General features: G+C 73.4%; 1 protein-coding gene. It reads left to right on the top strand.

The window, feature by feature from the left end; translation table 11 throughout:
- Window positions 1-11: 11 nt before the first annotated feature.
- Window positions 12-19,829 (top strand): type I polyketide synthase, encoded by a 19,818-nt coding sequence (locus QFW96_RS22230; RefSeq protein WP_281457643.1) that lies wholly within the window; start codon window positions 12-14, stop codon window positions 19,827-19,829.
- Window positions 19,830-19,834: the final 5 nt, after the last annotated feature.

The following is a 19,834-nucleotide window of genomic DNA, read 5'->3' as shown; positions in this document are numbered from 1 at the left end:
AGGAGCTGACCATGAACGACTCCAGCGACAAGGTCGTCGAGGCGCTGCGCGCGGCGGTCAAGGAGACCGACCGCCTGCGGCGGCAGAACCGGCAGCTGGTGGCCGCCGCCACCGAGCCGATCGCCATCGTCGGCATGGCCTGCCGCTACCCGGGCGGCGTGGACTCGCCGGAGGACCTGTGGGAGCTGGTCGCCGCCGGTCGTGACGCGACCTCCGAGCTGCCCACCGACCGGGGCTGGGACGTGGGCGCGCTCGGTGACGCCGGGGTCGACGAGCGCGGCACCCGGGTCAGCGTGCGCGGCGGGTTCCTGCCCGGCATCGCCGACTTCGACCCCGGTTTCTTCGGGATCTCACCGCGCGAGGCGCTGACGATGGATCCGCAGCAGCGGCTGCTGCTGGAGACCTCGTGGCAGGCCGTCGAGAGCGCGGGCATCGACCCGTCGTCGCTGCGCGGCAGCCGCACCGGCGTGTTCGTCGGCACGAACGGGCAGGACTACCAGCACCTGCTGATCCGCTCCGTGTCGGACGCGACCGGCGACATCGGGACCGGCATCGCCGCCAGCGCCGAGTCCGGCCGCATCTCCTACGAGCTGGGCCTGGAGGGACCGACCGCGACGGTCGACACCGCGTGCTCGTCGTCGCTGGTGTCGCTGCACTTCGCGGTGCACGCGCTGCGCGCGGGCGAGTGCGGGCTGGCGTTGGCCGGTGGCGTGAACGTCATGTGCACGCCGGGATCGCTGGTGGAGTTCAGCCGCCAGGGCGGGCTGGCTCCCGACGGGCGCTGCAAGGCGTTCTCCGACGACGCCGACGGCACCGGTTGGTCCGAAGGCGTCGGGATGCTGCTGCTGGAGCGACTTTCCGACGCCGAGCGCCACGGGCACGAGGTCCTCGCGGTGGTGCGGGGTTCGGCGGTGAACTCCGACGGCGCCTCCAACGGGTTCACGGCGCCGAACGGCCGGGCGCAGCAGCGCATCATCCGCCAGACCCTCGACCAGGCCGGGATCGAACCGTCCGATGTGGACGTCGTGGAGGCGCACGGCACCGGGACCCCGCTGGGTGACCCGATCGAGGCTCGCAGCCTGCTCGCCACCTACGGCCAGGAACGCGAGAACCCGCTGCTGGTGGGCACGATCAAGTCCAACCTCGGGCACACCCAGGCCGCCGCCGGGGTCGCCGGGGTGATCAAGATGGTGATGGCGATGCGGCACGGCACGGTGCCGCGGACGTTGCACGTGTCCGAGCCGTCCTCGCACGTCGACTGGTCGGCGGGCGCCGCCGAGCTGGTGACCACGCCGGTCCCGTGGCCGTCGAGCGACCGCCCGGCCCGCGCCGGCGTGTCGTCGTTCGGCGTGAGCGGCACCAACGCCCACGTCATCCTCGAAGCTCCGGCCCCCGCCGAGCTCCCCGCCGCCGTCGAGCCGACGGGACCGGTCCCGTGGCCGGTCAGCGCGAAGTCCGAGGCATCGCTGGACGAGCAGCTCGCGCGGTTGCGGGCCCTCGACGGCAACCCCCTGGACATCGGTCACTCACTGGCCACCGGCCGCGCCACGTTCGAGCACCGCGCGGTCCTGCTCGACGGCGAGGAGATCGCCCGCGGCGAGGCCACCCGCCGCACCCCGGCGTTCCTGTTCACCGGCCAGGGCTCCCAGCGCCTGGGCATGGGCCGGGATCTCTACGCGCGTTTCCCGGTGTTCGCGGAGGCTCTCGACGAGGTCCTGAACCACCTCGACCCTCAGCTTCGCGACATCATGTGGGGCGAGGATCAGGAATCCCTGAACCAGACGGGCAACGCCCAACCGGCTCTGTTCGCCCTCGAAGTCGCCCTGTATCGCCTGATCGAGTTCTTCGGCGTCACCCCGGCGAAACTCGTCGGCCACTCGATCGGTGAGGTGGCCGCAGCGCATGTGTCGGGCGTGTTGTCCCTGGAGGACGCCTGCACCTTGATCTCGGTCCGCGCCTGCTTGATGCAGGCGTTGCCGTCGGGTGGGGTGATGGTGTCGGTTCGGGCGAGTGAGTCCGAGGTGTTGCCGTTCCTGACGGATTACTCCGGTATTCCGGAGGCGGAAAACTCCGGTATTCGGGGATCGGATTACTCCGGTATTCCGTCACTTGGGGGCGGGGGTGGTTCGGGTGGTGTGGTGTCGCTGGCGGCGGTGAACGGGCCGAACTCGGTGGTGCTGGCAGGGGATGAGGACGCTGTTCTTGAGGTTGCGGGGAAGTGGGAGTTCAAGCGGCTCGGGGTTTCTCATGCTTTTCACTCGGCTTTGATGGAGCCGATGTTGGGGGAGTTCCGGGAGGTCGTGGCGGGGTTGACGTTCCGCGAGCCTCGGGTGCCGGTGGTTGCGTCCGGGGAGGTGACCGATCCTGAGTTCTGGGTGAGGCACGTGCGGGAGACCGTGCGGTTCGCCGACAACGTCGCCGCTGCGGGCGACGTGACGTTCTTGGAACTGGGGCCGGACGGCGTGCTGTCCGCGCTGGTCGGCGACGGTGTTCCCGCGCTGCGCTCGGACCGCGACGAGGAGACCGCGTTCCTCACCGCGCTGGCGCGGTTGCACGTCACCGGGATCGACGTCGACTGGTCGCCGGTGCACGCCGGTGGGCGCCGAGTCGCGCTGCCGACCTACGCGTTCGAGCGCCAGCGATTCTGGCCGTCGGTGTCGGTCAGCGCGGGCGACCCGACCGGGCTCGGGCTGTCGGCCGCCGACCACCCGCTGCTCGGTGCGGCGATGACCGTCGCGGGATCCGACGAGCTGATCCTGACCGGCACGGTGTCGCCGGCCGCGCACCCGTGGCTGGCCGAGCACCTCGTCGACGAGCGGGCGCTGCTGCCGACCTCGGTCGTTTTGGAGCTGGCGTCCTGCGCGGCCGACCGCGTCGGCTGCGAGCGGATCGAGGAGCTCACCCGGGTCGCCCCGCTGGTGCTGCCGGACGACGCGCCGCTGCAGGTGCAGCTGCGCGTGGGCGAACCGGACGAGTCCGGTCGCCGCGAGCTGCGCGTGCACGCCCGCCCCGACGACGAGTCCGAGTGGCTGCTGCACGCCACCGGAACCCTCGGCGCCACCGCGGGCGCGGCGGACTTCGACCTGTCGGCGTGGCCGCCGCGCGGAGCCACGGTCGTCGACATCGACGGCTTCTACGACGAGCCGGGCGAGGTGCTGCGCGGCCCGGCGTTCCGCGGCCTGCGCGCCGCCTGGCGCGGCCACGACGCGGTCTTCGCCGAGGTCGCGCTGCCGGAGGAGCTCTCCGGTGCCGAGGCGTTCGGCCTGCACCCGGCCCTGCTCGACGCCGCCCTGCACGCCGCGACGGTCCTCGGCGCCCAGGGCGTGCCCGCGGACTGGGCGGACGTGACGTTGCACGCCATCGGCGCCTCGGTGCTGCACGTGCGCCTGACCAGCGATTCCGGCGGTGTGAGCGTCGAAGCCGCCGACGTCACCGGCGCCCCGGTGCTCTCGGCGCGGGCCGTGCTCGCCCCGGTCCCGGAAACGGCGCCGGACTCCCATCCGCGCTCGCTGTACGAGCTGGACTGGGTTCCGCAGGACGTCGAGCCCGCCGGTTTCGACGACTGGTCCCTGCTCGCCGACCACGATCTCGACCTCGGGTTCCCCGGCCCGAGGACCGCGGTGGCCGCCCTGCCGGTCGATGCCGTGCCCGAATCCGGTTCGGTGGTGGCGGTGCCGCTGGTGGGCGGAGTCGAACCGCAGCGCGCGCACGACCTCACCGCCCGCGTCCTGAGCCTGCTGCAGGAACGCGTCGCCGAACCGGGCTCGGCCGAGCCCGCGATGGTGTTCCTCACCCGCGGCGCCGTGTCCGGCGACGACCCGGCCGCGGCCGCCGCGTGGGGACTCGTGCGCGCGGCGCAGACCGAGCACCCCGGCCGGTTCCTGCTGGTCGACCTCGACGACGCCGACGAGTCCGCGGCCCTGCTGCCGGGTCTGCCCGCGCTGCTGGAAGCGGGCGAGACGCAGGTGATCGTCCGCGACGGGCAGGCCCGCGTCGGACGCCTCGCGCGGGCCTCGCTGAACGAGAACCCCCACGGCGCTTGGAATCCCGACGGGACGGTGCTCATCACCGGCGGCACCGGCGGGCTCGGTGCCGAGCTGGCGCGGCACCTCGTCGCCGAGCGGGGCGTGCGCGAGCTGCTGCTGGTGAGCCGACGCGGCCCCGACGCCCCGGGAGCCGCTGAGCTCCGAGAGGAGCTGGCCGGGCTCGGAGCCGAGGTGACCGTGGCGGCCTGCGACGTCACCGACCGCACCGCGCTCGCCTCGCTGCTGGACTCGGTGCGGCTGACCGCCGTGATCCACACCGCCGGTGTCCTCGACGACGGTGTGATCGGCTCGCTCGACACCGAGCGGCTCAGCACCGTGCTGCGCCCGAAGGTCGACGCCGCCTGGAACCTGCACGAGCTCACCCAGGACCACGACCTGGCCGCGTTCGTCGTCTACTCCTCGGTGGCCGGCGTGATGGGCTCGGCCGGGCAGGGCAACTACGCCGCCGCCAACAGCTACCTGGACGCGCTCGCCGCGCACCGGCGCGGCCTCGGGCTGCCCGCGCTGTCGCTGGCGTGGGGCGCTTGGGAAGCCGACGCGGGCATGACCTCCACGCTGGCCGACCTGCGCGGGATGCCGACCCTGTCGGTGGAGCGCGGTCTGGCGCTGTTCGACGCCGCCGTCGCCTCCGACGCGCAGCTGCTGGTGCCGCTGGCGACCGGGGCCCGGCCAGCCGGGGGAGAGGTCCCGGCGATCCTGCGCGGGCTCGTGCGGCCGGGTCGGCGGACCGCCGCCAGCGGGCGCGGCGCCGCCGAGGCGCACGCGTTGGCCGGGCTGCGCGGCGCGGACCGGTTGCGCCACGTCACCGACGTCGTGCGCACCGAAGCCGCAGCCGTGCTCGGGCACTCCTCGGGCGCGGACGTGCGCGCCGACAAGGAGTTCCGCGCCCTGGGTTTCGACTCGCTGACCGCGATCGAGCTCCGCAACCGGCTCGCCGCCGCGACCGGCCTGACGCTGCCCGCGACCCTCACCTTCGACCACCCGACGCCGGGCGAGCTCGCCGAGCACCTGCTCGCCGAACTCCTCGGTGAGCAGCCCGATCTCGACCCGACCCCGCAGCACGCCGACACCGGCGACGACCCGATCGTCATCGTCGGGATGAGTTGCCGCTTCCCGGGCGGGGTGCGCTCGCCCGAGGACTTCTGGCAGCTGCTCGCCGACGGCACCGACGCCATCTCCGGGTTCCCGACCGACCGCGGCTGGGAGCAGGACCCGCTGGCCTCCGGTGCCACCTCCGAAGGCGGATTCCTCGACGGCGCAGCCGATTTCGACCCCGGGTTCTTCGGGATCTCGCCGCGCGAGGCGGTGGCGATGGACCCGCAGCAGCGCCAGCTGCTGGAGGTCGCGTGGGAGGCCGTCGAGCGCACCGGCATCGACGCCGCCGGGCTGCGCGGCAGCGACACCGGCGTGTTCATCGGCACCAACGGCCAGGACTACACCAACCTCGTGCTCCGCTCCCGCGAGGAGATCATGGGGCACTCCAGCACCGGCCTGGCCGCCGCCGTCATCTCCGGGCGCCTGTCCTACGCCTTCGGGCTCGAAGGACCGGCGCTGACCGTCGACACCGCCTGCTCGTCATCGCTGGTGGCGCTGGACCTGGCGGCCCGGTCGCTGCGCGCGGGCGAGTCGTCGCTGGCGCTGGTCGGCGGTGTCACGGTGATGTCCACGCCGATGAACTTCGCCGGTTTCAACGCCCAGGGCGGGCTGGCGGCCGACGCCCGCTGCCGGGCGTTCTCGGACGACACCGGCGGTACCGGCTGGTCCGAGGGCGTGGGCGTGCTGGTCGTGGAGCGGCGCTCCGACGCCGAGCGCCGGGGTCACCGGATCCTCGCCACGGTGCGCGGTACGGCGGTCAACCAGGACGGCGCTTCGAACGGGCTCACCGCGCCCAACGGACCCGCGCAGCAGCGCGTCATCCGCCAGGCCCTGGCCAACGCCGGGCTCGAACCGTCCGATGTGGACGCGGTGGAGGCGCACGGCACCGGGACGACCTTGGGTGACCCGATCGAGGCGCAGGCGCTCATCGCCACCTACGGGCGCGAGCGGGAGCACCCGCTGCTGCTCGGCGCGGTGAAGTCGAACCTCGGGCACACGCAGGCCGCGGCCGGTGTCGCCGGGGTGATCAAGATGGTACTGGCGATGCAGCACGGGATGGTCCCGAAGACGCTGCACGTCTCCGAACCGTCCTCGCACGTCGACTGGTCCGCCGGGGCCGTCGAGCTCGCCACCGAGGCCCGGCCGTGGGTGGAGCTGGACCGCCCGCGCCGAAGCGGCGTGTCCTCCTTCGGCCTGTCCGGCACCAACGCGCACGTCATCCTGGAGTCGGTCGCCGAGGCTCCCGAGCTCGTGGAGGACACCGAGCAGCAGTCCGACGGCCCGGTTCCCCTATTGGTCAGCGCCAAGTCCGAGCCCGCGCTCGACGCCCAGGTGGAGCGAATCCGCGCGCACGAGGGCAACACGCTCCACATCGGACACTCGCTGCTCGCGCACCGCAGCACCTTCGAGCACCGCGCGGTCCTGCTCGACGACCTGGAAATCGCCAGGGGAGTGGCCACCGAGCAAACCCCAGCGGTCCTGTTCTCAGGCCAGGGTTCCCAACGCCTGGGCATGGGCAAGGGCCTCCACGAGCGCTTCCCGGTGTTCGCGGAGGCTCTGGACGAGGTCCTGAACCACTTGGACCCGTCGGTCCGAGAAGTCATGTGGGGCGACGACGAGGAGTCCCTCAACCAAACGGGCAACGCCCAGCCGGCGTTGTTCGCGATCGAGGTAGCCCTCTTTCGCCTGATCGAGTCCTTCGGTGTCCGTCCCCGCTACCTCGCGGGCCACTCGATCGGGGAGGTGGCTGCGGCCCATGTGGCTGGCGTGTTGTCCCTGGAGGACGCCTGCACGCTGATCTCGGCCCGAGCCAGGTTGATGCAGGCCTTGCCTTCGGGCGGGGTGATGGTCGCGGTCCGTGCGAGCGAGTCCGAGGTGCTGCCGTTCCTGTCGGGTGATCTTTCTGGGGTCAAAAACTCCCATATTCAGGGGGACGAAAACTCCGGTATTCGTCCCGATGAAAATGGCAGTTTTTGTCGGGGGGTCGTGTCGTTGGCGGCGGTGAACGGTCCTGAGTCGGTCGTGTTGGCTGGGGACGAGGACGCCGTGATGGAGGTCGCGCAGCGGTGGGAGTTCACGCGGCTTTCGGTTTCTCATGCTTTCCACTCGGCGTTGATGGAGCCGATGGTCGAGGAGTTCCGGGCGGTCGTTGAGGGGTTGAGGTTCGACGAGCCTCGGATTCCCGTGCAGGCCGATGGGGACGTCACCTCGGCCGAGTACTGGGTGCGGCACGTGCGGGAGACCGTGCGGTTCTCCGACAACGTCGCTGCGTTGCGGGAGGCCGGGGCGACCTCGTTCCTGGAGGTCGGCCCCGGTGGTGTGCTGGCCGCGATGGTCGACGGTGCGATTCCCGCGCTGCGCAAGGATCGCGACGAGCGGACCGGGCTCCTGACCGCGCTGGCGCGGTTGCACGTCAGCGGTGTCGAGGTCGACTGGGCGCCGGTGTACGCGGGCGGCCGTTCGGTGGACCTGCCCACCTACGCCTTCCAGCACGAACGCTTCTGGCCCGAGCTCGCCGATCCCGTCGCCGCCGGTACCGACCCGGCCGACGAGGCGTTCTGGTCGGCCGTGCAGCGCGAGGACCTGGCCTCGATCGCGGAGACCCTGGCCCTCGACGACGAAACCGTCGCGGCCGTCGTGCCCGCCCTGTCGGCCTGGCGGAGCCGCCGCCAAGCGCGCACCGCCGTGGACTCCTGGCGGCACCGCGAGACCTGGCGGCCGCTCACCGGCCTCACGACCGGCGAACCCGGAACACACCTGGTCGTGGTGCCCCGGCACCTCGCCGACGACCCGCGCGCGACGGCCGTGCTCGCCGCGCTCGACACCGCCGTCACCTGCGAGGTCGACGCCACCGACCGCGCCCACCTCGCCGAGCGGATCACCGTCGCGCACACCGAGGTCACGGGCGTCGTGTCGTTGCTGGCGCTCGACGACCCCGGCGACCCGACCCCCGTCCTCGGCACCGCCGCACTGGTGCAGGCACTCGGCGACGCCGGGGTCACCGCGCCGCTGTGGACGCTGACCAGCGGCGCCGTGTCGGTCGGCCGCTCGGACGCGGTCACCAGCCCGTGGCAGGCCGGCGTCTGGGGACTCGGCCGCGTCGCGGCGCTCGAACATCCGCACCGCTGGGGCGGTCTCGTCGACCTGCCCGAGCAGCCCCTCGACGAGCGCACCGCCGCGCGCCTGGCCTCGGTCCTCGACGGCGAGTCCGGGGAGGACCAGGTCGCCGTCCGGGCGGCGGGCGTCTTCGGCCGCCGGATCGCGCAGGCGCCCGGGGGCGCGCTCGCCGAGTGGGAACCGTCGGGCACCGTCGTCATCACCGGCGGCACCGGCGCGCTCGGCGGCCACGTCGCCCGCGACGTCGCCCGGCGCGGCGCGCAGCACGTCGTGCTGCTGAGCCGACGCGGCCCCGACGCGCCGGGCGCCGCCGAGCTGAGCGAGGAGCTGCGCGACACCGGTGCCGAGGTGTCGGTCGTGGCCTGCGACGTCGCCGACAGGGACGCGCTGAGCGCGGTCCTGTCCGGGTTGTCCCAGGTCACCGCGGTGGTGCACGCTGCGGGCGTGCTCGACGGCGGCTCCCTCGACGAGCTCACCCCCGATCGGTTCGACGAGGTCGTCCGCGCCAAGGCGGAGTCCGCGCTGCTGCTCGACGAGCTCACCCGTGACCTCGACCTGACCGCCTTCGTGCTGTTCTCCTCGGTGACCGGCGCCGTCGGCAGCCCCGCGCAGAGCACCTACGCCGCGGCCAACGCGGTGCTCGACGGCATCGCGCACCGCAGGAACGCCGCCGGGCTCCCGGCGACCTCGATCGCCTGGGGCGCTTGGACCGGCGAGGGGATGGCGTCCAACACCGGCGCCGCCGAGGAGATCAGCCGACTCGGTTCCTCCACGCTGGACCCGGAGCTCGCGCTGTCGGCGCTGCGCCGCGCGGTCGGCGAGACGACCCCCGCCACGATCGTCGCCGACCTCAACCAGCCGCGCGTGCTCGGCGCGCTGCTGAACCTGCGCCGCAGCCCCGTGCTGGCAGACCTGCCCGAGGCGCGGGACGTGCTGGCCCGGCTGGGGTCGGCCACCGACAGCGAGGAACGCGGCGCTGAACTGCGCCGGGAACTGCGCGCCACGCACCCGGGCGACCGCGTCGAGGTCCTGCTCGACCTGGTGCTCACCCACGCCGCCACCGCGCTCGGGCACGCCGACGAGGGCGCGATCAGCGCCGACAAGGCCTTCCGCGACCTGGGATTCGACTCGCTGACCGCCGTCGAGCTCCGCAACCGGCTCCGGGAGGTCACCGGGCTGAACCTGCCCACCGGGCTCGTCTTCGACCACCCCACCCCGCGCGGTCTCGCCGACCACCTCGTCGCCGAACTCCTCGACGACGAAGCCGCCGCGCCGGTCCAGGTGAGCGAGGCCGCGCCGCTGAGCGCGGACGACGACATCGCCATCGTCGGCATGGCCTGCCACTACTCCGGCGGCGTCGACTCGCCCGAGGACCTGTGGCGGATGCTGGTGGAGGGCCGGGACGCGATCGGCGACTTCCCGACCGACCGCGGCTGGGACCTGGCGGGCATGACCAGCTCCACCGGCAAGGGCGGATTCCTCACCGGCGTCGCCGATTTCGACCCGGAGTTCTTCAGCATCCCGCCGCGCGAGGCGCTGGCGATGGACCCGCAGCAGCGGCTCCTGCTGGAGACCTCCTGGGAGGCGTTCGAGCGCGCCGGAGTGGACCCGTCGTCGCTGCGCGGCAGCCGGACCGGCGTGTTCGTCGGCACCAACGGGCAGGACTACCAGCAGATCGTGATGGCGGCCAACGAGGACCTGCAGGGCCACGCCAGCACCGGCCTGGCCGCCAGCGTCCTGTCCGGCCGCCTGTCCTACGTGCTGGGCCTGGAAGGACCGGCGGTCACCGTCGACACCGCCTGCTCGTCGGCGCTGGTGTCGCTGCACATGGCTGCGCGGGCGCTGTCCGGCGGCGAGTGCTCGCTGGCGCTGGCCGGGGGCGTGAGCGTGCTGGCGACGCCCACCAGCTTCGGCGGTTTCTCGCTGCAGGGCGGCATCGCCGAGGACGGGCGCTGCAAGGCGTTCTCCGACGACGCCGACGGCACCGGCTGGTCCGAAGGTGTCGGGATGCTGGTGCTGGAGCGGCTTTCCGACGCCGAGCGCCACGGGCACCAGGTGCTGGCCGTGGTGCGCGGCTCGGCGGTCAACCAGGACGGGGCCTCGAACGGGCTCACCGCGCCCAACGGTCCTTCGCAGCAGCGCGTCATCCGCGAAGCCCTGGCGAGCGCCCGGCTGGAACCGTCCGATGTGGACGTCGTCGAGGCGCACGGGACCGGAACCACGCTGGGCGACCCGATCGAGGCCGAAGCGCTGGTCGCCGCCTACGACCACGACCGGCGGCATCCGCTGCTGATCGGGTCGGTGAAGTCGAACCTCGGTCACTCGCAGGCCGCCGCCGGCGCTTCGGGCGTGATCAAGGTCGTGATGGCGATGCGCAACGGGCTCGTTCCCAAGACGCTGCACGTCACCGAGCCGTCCTCGCGCATCGACTGGTCCGGCGGGATCGAGCTGCTCACCGAGCCCGCGGCCTGGCCGGTCGAGGACCGGCCGCGCCGCGCGGGCGTGTCGTCGTTCGGCATGAGCGGCACCAACGCCCACATCATCCTCGAATCCGTCGAGTCCCCCGAACCGCCGGTGCGCGGGGAGGCGGGCCCGACGCCGTGGCTGGTCAGCGCTCGGACCGAGGAGGCGCTCGACGAGCAGGTCGAGCGGATCCGCCAGGTCGACGGCGACCCGCTCGACGTCGGCTACACGCTGGCGACCGGCCGCGCGACCTTCGCGCACCGCGCGGTGCTGCTCGACGGCGCCGAGATCGCGCGCGGCGTCGCCGCCGACGGACCGCTGGCGATGCTGTTCTCCGGCCAGGGCTCCCAGCGCTCGGGCATGGGCCGCGAGCTCTACGACCGCTTCCCGGTGTTCGCCGACGCCCTCGACGCGGCCCTGCTGCACCTCGACCCGCAGCTCCGCGAGGTCATGTGGGGCGACGACGTCGAGGCCCTCGACCAGACGGGCTGGACCCAACCAGCCCTGTTCGCCATCGAGGTCGCCCTCTACCGCCTCCTCGAATCCTTCGGGGTCCGCCCCCGCTACCTCGCAGGCCACTCGATCGGGGAGGTCGCCGCGGCCCACGTGGCGGGCGTCCTGACCTTGGAAGACGCGTGCACCCTGATCACGGCCCGCGCCCGCCTGATGCAGGCGTTGCCGACCGGTGGCGCGATGGTCGCGGTCCGCGCCGGCGAGTCCGAGGTCGCGCCGTACCTGACGGACGGCTCGTCCGGGCTCGCGGTGGCGGATTACTCCCGTATTCCGGAAGCGGATTACTCCCGTATTCCGTCATCTGGGGACGGGAGTGGTTCGGGTGGTGTGGTGTCGCTGGCGGCTGTGAACGGGCCGAACTCGGTGGTTCTGGCCGGGGACGAGGACGCTGTTCTTGAGGTCGCGTCGAACTGGGAGTTCAAGCGGCTCAAGGTTTCTCATGCTTTCCACTCGGCGCTCATGGAGCCGGTGCTGGAGGAGTTCCGGGAGGCGATCCGCGGGATCGGGTTCCAGGAGCCCCGGATTCCGGTGTTCGCGTCCGGGGACGTGACGAGCCCCGAGTTCTGGGTTCGGCACGTGCGGGAGGCCGTGCGGTTCTCCGACAACGTCGAGGCGTTGCGGGAGGCCGGGGCGAGCCGGTTCCTGGAGGTCGGGCCGGACGGGGTCCTGGCGGCGATGGTCGCCGGGGCGCACCCGGTGCTGCGCGGGGACCGGGGCGAGGAGGTCGCCGCGATCACCGCGCTGGCCCGGCTGCACGCCGACGGCGTGCGGGTCGACTGGGACGCCTGGTTCGCCGGGAGCGGGGCTCGGTCGGTGGACCTGCCGACCTACCCGTTCCAGCACAAGCGGTTGTGGCCCAAGACCTCCGGGACCGGGCGCAGCGACGCGCGGGCGTTCGGGCTCACCCGCGGCGGGCACCCGCTGCTCACCGCCGCCGTCACGGTGGCCGGGACCGAGCAGCTGGTGCTGTCCGGCCGGTTGTCGGTGTCGACGAACCCGTGGCTGGCCGATCACGTCGTCGGCGGCGCGGTGCTGTTCCCCGGCACCGGGTTCCTCGACTTCGCGCTGCGCGCGGGTGACATGGTCGACTGCGACCGGGTGGACGGGCTGAGCATCGTCGTGCCGCTGGTGCTCGGCGAGCGCGACGCCGTCGACGTGCAGGTGCGGGTGCAGGACCCCGACGACAGCGGTCGCCGCGCGGTGAGCGTCCACGCCCGGCCCGCCAACACCGAGGAGTGGACGCAGCACGCGAGCGGCACGCTCGTCTCCGGCGCCCACACCGCCGAGCTCGACACCACCGAGTGGCCCCCGGCCGGGGCCGAGGAGATCGACCTCGACGGCTTCTACACCACCCTGCACGAGGGCGGCCTGTCCTACGGCCCGGTGTTCCAGGGCCTGGAGGCGGCCTGGCGGTGCGGCGAGGACGTCTTCGTCGAGGTCGCGCTGCCCGAGACCATCGACGACGCGGGCTCGTTCGGCGTGCACCCGGCCCTGCTGGACTCCGCGCTGCACGCGATCGCGTTCCTCGACGACGCGGGCCAGGGGCTCCCGTTCGCGTGGGACGGCGTTTCGCTGCACGCCATCGGTGCCTCGCGGTTGCGGGTGCGGCTGTCCCGCTCGGGCCGGTCGGGCGTGTCGGTGGCCGCGGTCGACGTCGAGGGCAAGCCGGTGATGTCGGTGTCCTCGCTGGTCGTCCGCACTCCCTCGACCGACCAGCCGGCCGCCGTGAAGCCCGTCGAGGACCCGCTGTACCGGGTCGAGTGGGTGCCGGTCGAGGTCGACGACTCGGTGGAGGGCCCGTCGGTCGACCTGGTCGAGATCACCGGCGGCATGAACCCCGAGTCCGCGCACGACGAGACCAAGCGCGTGCTCGACATGCTCCAGCAGGCCCGCAAGCCCATCGTGTTCGTCACCCGGGGTGCGGTGTCCATCGACGGCGAACCGATCACCGACCTCGGCTCGGCTTCGGTGTGGGGCCTGGTGCGCTCGGCGCAGGCCGAGCAGCCGGGCCGGTTCCAGCTGATCGACCTCGACCCCGACGCGGACGTCACCCCCGGCATGTTCGGCACCCGCGAGCCGCAGCTCGCGGTCCGCGGCGGCGACGCCTTCGCGGCGCGGCTGGCCCGGATGGCCACCGACGGCGGCCTGGTACCCCCGACCGGCGGCCCCTGGCGGCTCGACATCGCCCACCGCGGCAGCCTCGACGACCTCGAACTCACCCCCTACCCGGAGGTGCTGGAACCGCTGGTGGGGCGCCAGGTCCGGGTCGGGATCCGCAGCGCGGGCATGAACTTCCGGGACGTCCTCAACGCCCTGGGCATGTACCCGGGCGAGGCCGGGCTGCTGGGCAACGAGGCCGCCGGTGTCGTGGTCGAGACCGGCCCGGACGTGGCGGACCTGCGGGTCGGTGACCCGGTGTTCGGCATGCTGCCCGGCGGTTTCGGCCCGCTGGGCGTGGTCGACGAGCGGCACCTCGCGCGGGTGCCCGACGACTGGACCTTCGAGGTCGCGGCGTCCGTGCCGCTGGTGTTCCTCACCGCCTACCACGCGCTGGTCGACCTGGCTTCCGTGCAGCCGGGCGAGAAGGTGCTGGTCCACGCCGGTGCGGGTGGTGTGGGCATGGCCGCGATCCAGCTCGCCCAGCACCTCGGCGCGGAGGTGTTCGCGACCGCCGGCGAGGGCAAGCAGGACGTGCTGCGCGGTTTCGGCATCCCCGACGACCACATCGCCTCCTCCCGCACCGTGGAGTTCGAGCAGCGGTTCGGCCAGGGCGTCGACGTGGTGCTCAACGCCCTGTCCGGCGAGTTCATCGACGCGTCGCTGCGGCTGCTCGGAGACGGCGGCCGGTTCCTGGAGATGGGCAAGACGGACCTGCGCGACCAGGACGACCTGCCCGGCATCCGCTACCTGCCGTTCGACCTGGGTTGGGTGGAGCCCGACCGCATCCAGCAGATGCTCCACGAGCTGCTGGAGCTGTTCGACCAGGGCGTGCTGGAACCGCTGCCGATCAAGTCCTGGGACGTGCGGCGGGCCCGCGAGGCGTTCCGGTTCATGAGCCGCGCCAAGCACATCGGCAAGATCGTGCTCACGGTTCCGGAGGGCTGGGATCCCGACGGCACGGTCCTCATCACCGGCGGCACCGGTGGTCTGGGCGCCGAGCTCGCCCGGCACCTCGTGGTCACCCGCGGCGTGCGGCACCTGCTGCTGCTCAGCCGCCGGGGGCCGGACGCGCCGGGCGCGGCGGAGCTGCGCGACGAGCTCTCCGAGCACGGCGCGACCGTGGCCATCGAGGCCTGCGACCTGGCCGACCGCGACTCGCTCGCCCGCGTTCTGTCCGAAGTGGACCGCCCGCTGACCGCCGTGGTGCACGCCTCCGGCGTGCTCGACGACGGCGCGATCGGGTCGCTCACCCACGAGCGGCTGGAGAAGGTCCTCAAGCCCAAGGCCGACGCCGCCTGGCACCTGCACGAGCTCACCCGCGACCAGGACCTGGCCGCGTTCGTCCTGTACTCGTCGGTGTCGGGTCTGCTCGGCACACCGGGCCAGGGCAACTACGCGGCCGGCAACAGCTTCCTCGACGCGCTTGCCGCGCACCGGCGCGACCTCGGGCTGCCCGCGATGTCGCTGGCGTGGAGCGCGTGGGCCTCGTCGCTCGGCATGACCAGCACGATGGACGCCCGGCAGCTGCAGCGCCTGGAGCAGTCGGCGCTGCCACCGCTGCCCGTCGAGATCGGCCTGTGGCTGTTCGACCTGGCCACCGGCGTCGACTCGCCGCTGGTGGTGCCCGCGCAGATCAAGACCGGGGCGCTGACCGGCATGCTACCGCCGATGCTGCAGGGCCTGGTGCGCGGCAGCCGCCGCGTCGCCGCGTCCGGCACCGACGGCGCCGCGGCCGCTTCGCAGCTGCAGAGCGTGCCGCCGGCGCAGCGCGCCCGGGCTCTCGTGGACCTGGTGCGCGGGGAGGCCGCCGCGGTCCTGGGGCACTCGTCGTCCGACTCCATCGACGAGGAGCGCGAGTTCCGGCAGCTCGGCTTCGACTCGCTGACCTCGGTCGAACTGGGGAACCGGCTGGGCACGGCGACGGGCCTGACGCTGCCGGCCACGCTGGTCTTCGACTACCCGACGCCGGTGGAGATGGCGGAGTTCCTGCTCGGCGAGCTCTTCGACGCCGAGGCCCCCGACGTCGAGGCCACCGACGAACCGCTCACCAGCGTCGACGTCCGCGACGACCCGATCGCCATCGTCGGGCTCAGCTGCCGCTTCCCGGGCGGTGCCGACACGCCGGAGGCGCTGTGGGAGCTGCTGGCCGAGGGGCGCGACGCGATCGGCCCGTTCCCGACCGACCGGGGCTGGGACCTCGCCTCGCTCGCCGGTGACGGGCCGGGCAGCAGCGCCACCGACTGCGGCGGGTTCATCTCCGGCATCGCCGACTTCGACCCGGCGTTCTTCGGCATCTCGCCGCGCGAGGCCGTGTCGATGGACCCGCACCAGCGGCTGACGCTGGAGCTGTCGTGGGAGGCGCTGGAACGCGCCGGCATCGACCCGGTGTCGCTGCGCGGCAGCCGCACCGGCGTGTTCGTCGGCGCCAGCGGCCAGGACTACGCGCACCTCGTGCTCGGTTCGGAGCTGAGCATGGCCGGGTACTCGGGCACCGGGACCTCGCCGAGCATCATCTCCGGTCGCCTGTCCTACGTGCTCGGGCTCGAAGGCCCGGCGATGACCATCGACACCGCGTGCTCGTCGGCGCTGGTGGCGCTGCACGTGGCGATGCAGGCGCTGCGCAACGGCGAGTGCTCGCTGGCGCTGGCCGGGGGCGTGCAGCTGATGTCGACGCCGGGCGCGTTCATGGAGTTCACCCAGCAGGGCGGGCTCGCGTTCGACGGCCGCTGCAAGCCGTTCTCCGACACCGCCGACGGCACCGCCTGGTCGGAGGGCATCGGCGTGCTGGTGGTCGAGCGCCTGTCCGACGCGCAGCGCAACGGCCACGAGGTGCTGGCGGTGCTGCGGGGCAGCGCGGTCAACCAGGACGGCGCGTCCAACGGCCTGACCGCGCCGAACGGCCCGTCGCAGCAGCGGGTGATCCGGCAGGCGCTCGCCGGCGCCGGGCTGGAACCGTCCGATGTGGACGCCGTCGAAGCCCACGGCACCGGAACGACTTTGGGCGACCCGATCGAGGCCCAAGCGCTGCTGGCGACCTACGGCCAGGACCGGGAGCGGCCGCTGCTGCTGGGGTCGGTGAAGTCCAACCTCGGCCACACGCAGGCCGCGGCCGGTGCCGCCGGGGTGATCAAGATGGTGATGGCGCTGCGCCACGGCGTGCTGCCGCGGACGCTGCACGTCACCGAGCCGTCCTCGCACGTCGACTGGTCGGCGGGCGACATCGAGCTGCTCACCGGTGTGACCGAGTGGCCCGCGTCGGAGCGGCCCGCGCGCGCCGGGGTGTCGTCGTTCGGCATCAGCGGCACCAACGCGCACGTGATCCTCGAACGCGCCCCCGAGGTCGAGGCGGTCACCGAGGAGCGGCGGACGATCGCCGCGCCCTGGGTGGTGTCGGCCAAGACCCCCGAAGCCCTCGACGACCAGCTCGAACGCCTCCGGAGCGTCGAGCACGACCCGGTCGACGTGGGCGCGTCGCTGCTGCGGCGCTCGACGTTCGAGCACCGGGCGGTGCTGCTGGACGGACGCGAGCTCGCCAGGGGAGAGGCCCGGCGCCGCTCGGTGGCGGTGCTGTTCTCCGGTCAGGGCTCGCAGCGGCTCGGCATGGGCCGCGAGCTCCACGAGCGGTTCCCGGTCTTCGCCGACGCCCTCGACGCCGTGCTGGCCGAGCTCGACGACGGGCTCCGCGAGGTCATCTGGGGTGCCGACGCCGAAGCCCTCAACAGCACCGGACGCACCCAGCCCGCGCTGTTCGCCGTCGAGGTCGCGCTCTACCGGCTCGTCGAATCCTGGGGCGTGGCACCGGAATTCGTCGGCGGTCACTCCATCGGCGAGATCGCCGCGGCGCACGTCGCCGGGGTGCTGTCGCTGACCGACGCCTGCCGGCTGGTCTCGGCGCGAGCCCGCCTGATGCAGGCGCTGCCCGCCGGAGGCGCGATGGTCGCCGTGCAGGCCACCGAGGACGAGGTGGCGCCGCACCTGAGCGACGAGGTCGCGATCGGCGCGATCAACGCCGCCGACTCGGTGGTGCTCTCCGGTGCCGAGGCCGCCGTGGCGGCGGTCGCCGAGCGCTTCGCCGAGCAGGGCCGCCGGACCCGGCGGCTTCCGGTCTCGCACGCGTTCCACTCGCCGCTGGTCGAGCCGATGCTGGAGGAGTTCCGCACCGCGGTCGCCGACCTGACCTTCCGCGAACCGGAGATCCCGGTCGTGTCCAACCTCAGCGGCCGCCTCGCCTCACCCGAGGAGCTGGCCTCATCCGAGTACTGGGTGCGGCACGTCCGCGAGCCCGTGCGCTTCGCCGACGGCGTCGCAGCGCTGCGCGAGGCCGGGGCCGACGCGTTCCTGGAGGTCGGGCCGGACGGCGTGCTCTCGGCCCTGGCCGACGGGTGCGTGCCGCTGCTGCGCCGGGACCGCGACGAGGAGGTGTCCGCGGTGACCGCGCTGGCCAGGCTGTTCGTCTCGGGCGTGCGGGTCGACTGGGAGCGGCTGTTCACCGGTGCCGGTGCGCGGCGCGTGCCCCTGCCGACCTACCCGTTCCAGCACGAGCGCTTCTGGCCGACACCGCTGCAGAACACCGCTGCGCCGCAACGGGATCGGCTGCTGCGGCTGGACTGGGTGCCCGCCGAGGCCACGGCCGCGGGCGAGGACACCCGGTGGGTGGTGCTCGGCGACGACGTGCTCGGCGCCGCCGTGGCGCTGGACAAGGCCGGTCACCAGGTGACCGCCGCGCCCGCGCTCGCGGCGATCGCCGACGACGTGCCCGACGTCGTGCTGGTCCCGCTGACCTGCGAGGACACCGGCGCCCGCGCCGCCCGCGAGACGGCGGCCCGAGTGCTGGACCTGGTGCAGGAGTGGTCGGCCGACGACCGGTTCACCCGCAGCCGCCTGGTGCTCGCCACCCGGGGCGCGGTCGGCGGCGACGACCTCGCCGCCGCGACCGCGTGGGGCCTGGTGCGCTCGGCCCAGTCGGAGAACCCCGGCACGTTCCTGCTGGTCGACCTCGACGAGCCGGACGCGCTGCCGATGGTGCCGGGACTGCTCGACTCCGGTGAGACCCAGGTGCTGCTGCGCGGCGGAACACCGCTGGTCGGCAGGCTCGACCGGATCGCGGACCAGGCCGAACCCCGCGACTGGGACCCCGAGGGCACGGTGCTCATCACCGGCGGCACCGGTGGCCTGGGCGCCGAGCTCGCGCGGCACCTGGTCGCCGAGCGTGGTGTGCGGCACCTGCTGCTCGCGTCCCGCAGCGGCCCGGAAGCCGTGGGGGCGGCCGAACTCCGGGACGAGCTCGTCGAGAGCGGTGCCGAGGTCGCGGTCGCGGCCTGCGACTTCGCCGACCGCGCCGCCGTGGACCGGCTGGTGTCCGAAGTGGAGCGACCGCTGACGGCCGTGGTGCACGCCGCCGGTGTGCTCGACGACGGCATCGTCTCGTCGCTGACGCCGGAACGGCTGGACGCGGTGCTGCGGCCCAAGGTCGACGGCGCCTGGAACCTGCACGAGGCCACCCGCGATCTCGACCTGTCGGCGTTCGTCCTCTACTCCTCGATCGCCGGGGTCATCGGCTCGGCCGGTCAGGGCAACTACGCGGCGGCCAACGCCTTCCTCGACGCCCTCGCCGAACACCGCCGGGCGCGGGGACTGGTCGCGACGTCCCTGGCCTGGGGGCCGTGGACCGAATCCGTCGGCATGGCAAGCGGTTTGGCCGACGGCGCCGCCGAGCGGATCGGGCGTTCCGACGTGCCGCCGCTGTCGGTCGCCCAGGGCCTCGCGCTGTTCGACGAGGCCACCGGCCGGGACGACGCGCTGCTGGTCGCCGCCCGGATCGTCGGCGGCCGCAGCGACGGGCCCGTGGCCGCCGTGCTGCGCGGTCTGATCAGCGGACCCGAACCCGCGGCGCAGCGTCCCGAGATCGACCTGGCGAGCAGCCTCGCCGGGCTCGACCCGGACGAGCGGATGCGGCACCTGGTGGGTCTCGTGCGCGGCCACGCCGCCGGGGTCCTCGGCCACACCTCGCCGGAGGCCGTGGACCCGGACAAGGAGTTCCGCCAGGTCGGCTTCGACTCGCTGACCGCGGTGGAGCTGCGCAACAGCCTGTCGGCCGCGTGCGGCGTGAAGCTGCCCTCGACGCTGGTGTTCGACCACCCGACGCCCGCCGAGCTCGCCGCGTTCCTCGCCGGGGAGCTCTTCGGCGCCGAAGCCGACCCGGTGGAGGTCCTGCTCGGCGAGCTCGACCGGCTGGAATCGCTGCTGGCCGCCAGCGACCCGGAGCAGCGGGCCCGCTCCGGCGCCCCGGCGCGGCTGCGCAACCTGCTGTCCCAGTACGGCGGGTCCGGCGTGGGAGCCGAGGAGGTCGCGGTGGCCGAGCGGATCCAGGCGGCCAGCACCGACGAGGTCCTGGCGTTCATCGACAACGAGCTCGGCCGCGACGCCGAGCGCTGATCCTG

This window comes from Saccharopolyspora ipomoeae (genome assembly GCF_029952525.1).
GTDB lineage: Bacteria > Actinomycetota > Actinomycetes > Mycobacteriales > Pseudonocardiaceae > Saccharopolyspora > Saccharopolyspora ipomoeae.
This window is presented reverse-complemented; position numbering and strand designations above follow the sequence as displayed.